Source organism: Flavobacterium sp. Root901 (genome assembly GCF_001429765.1).
Taxonomy (GTDB): domain Bacteria; phylum Bacteroidota; class Bacteroidia; order Flavobacteriales; family Flavobacteriaceae; genus Flavobacterium.
The window spans coordinates 1-2160 of record NZ_LMJB01000005.1; the positions used below are offsets into that span (position 1 = coordinate 1).

1 pseudogene is annotated in these 2160 nt (G+C 44.5%); it reads right to left on the reverse strand.

Going from position 1 to position 2160, the window contains the following annotated elements:
- Window positions 1-450, reverse strand: a pseudogene (locus ASE21_RS03715) (putative Ig domain-containing protein); the annotation flags it as partial.
- Window positions 451-2160: the final 1710 nt, after the last annotated feature.

The window sequence follows — 2160 nt, forward strand, 5'->3', positions numbered from 1 at the left end:
AGTTTCTGTTACTGCATCAATTACCGGGGCTCCTACTGTTACTTTTGAGATCACTGCATCACAGTTTGACGGGTTGGTTACCTCACAGATTCTGTATTCTATATCGTAAGTTCCTGCTGCAGTATTGGCTGCAACTGTTACTGTTCCGTCTGCATTCAGAGTTAAACCTGCTGGAACGCTGATTGTTGTTAATGTAACTTGTCCTGCCGAAGTACCAATCACAACTGGATTTCCGTTTAGGGTATCATTTGCTGTCAAGGTCGCTGTTGTACCGCCTGTATTGCCGTTTACTGATGCCGTAGATTCTGTTACTGCATCGATTACTGGGGCTCCTACAGTTACTTTTGAGATCACTGCATCACAGTTTGTCGGGTTGGTCACTTCACAGATTCTGTATTCTATATCGTAAGTTCCTGCTGCAGTATTGGCTGCAACTGTTACTGTTCCGTCNAACTTTTGAGATCACTGCATCACAGTTTGTCGGGTTGGTCACTTCACAGATTCTGTATTCTATATCGTAAGTTCCTGCTGCAGTATTGGCTGCAACTGTTACTGTTCCGTCTGCGTTAAGCGTTAAACCTGCTGGAACGCTAACCGCTGTAAGGGTTACGTTACCTTGGGCTGTTCCGATTACAACCGGGTTTCCATTTAAGGTATCATTTGCTGTCAAGGCTGTTGTTGTGCCGCCTGTGTTTCCGTTTATTGATGCCGTAGTTTCTGTTACTGCATCAATTACCGGGGCTCCTACTGTTACTTTTGAGATCACTGCATCACAGTTTGACGGGTTGGTTACCTCACAGATTCTGTATTCTACATCATAAGTTCCTNAGTTTCTGTTACTGCATCAATTACCGGGGCTCCTACTGTTACTTTTGAGATCACTGCATCACAGTTTGACGGGTTGGTTACCTCACAGATTCTGTATTCAACATCATAAGTTCCTGCTGCAGTATTTGCTGCAACCGTTACTGTTCCGTCTGCGTTAAGAGTTAAACCTGCTGGAACGCTGATTGCTGTTAATGTAACCTGTCCTGCCGAAGTACCAATCACAACAGGATTTCCGTTTAAGGTATCATTAGACGTTAAGGCTGCTGTTGTGCCGCCCGTATTGCCGTTTACTGATGCCGTAGTTTCTGTTACTGCATCGATTATTGGTGCTGTTATTACTATAGTAACAATAGCCGAATCACAAATACTTGAATTAGTTGCTTTACAAATAGTATAAACTATATTATGTGTACCTGCAGATGTATTTGGCGCTACAGTAATAGTTCCATTTGAATTAAAAGTAATTCCTGCAGGAAGTGCAGCCGTTGTTAACGTTACATCTCCTGGTAAGAAAGAAGCTCCATTAATATTATCATTAGCAAAAACAGTTGAAATTGTTCCTCCAATTAAACCATTTACAGATGAAGGTGCATCATCTTCAGCACAGATATATTCTGAAATCACAGCAGCTGATGAAGCAGCAGATGTACATCCGTTAGCCGAAGCCGTAACAGTATAACTTCCTGCCGGAGCTGTAATTGTATTCCCTGACTGGGTAACTCCTGTTGAAGGGCTTACCGCATAAGTATTAGAAGCATTGTAGTTTGAAATGGTAAAACTTCCTGCTGCAGTTGAACATGTAGGCTGGGTTACAGCGCTTAATGTCGGAACCGCCGGAGTTGCAGGCTGGGCGTTGATCACAGCAGCTGATGAAGCAGCCGATGTACATCCGTTAGCCGAAGCCGTAACAGTATAACTTCCTGCCGGTGCTGTAATCGTGTTTCCGGACTGGGTAACTCCTGTTGAAGGGCTTACCGCATAAGTATTGGAAGCACTGTAGTTTGAGATTGTAAAACTTCCCGTTGCAGTTGAACATGTAGGCTGGGTNGACTGGGTAACTCCTGTTGAAGGGCTTACCGCATAAGTATTGGAAGCACTGTAGTTTGAGATTGTAAAACTTCCCGTTGCAGTTGAACATGTAGGCTGGGTWACAGCGCTTAATGTCGGAACWGCCGGAGTTGCAGGCTGGGCGTTGATCACAGCAGCTGATGAAGCAGCMGATGTACATCCGTTAGCCGAAGCCGTAACAGTATAACTTCCTGCCGGTGCCGTAATYGTRTTTCCKGACTGGGTAACTCCTGTTGAAGGGCTTACCGCATAAGTATTGGAAGC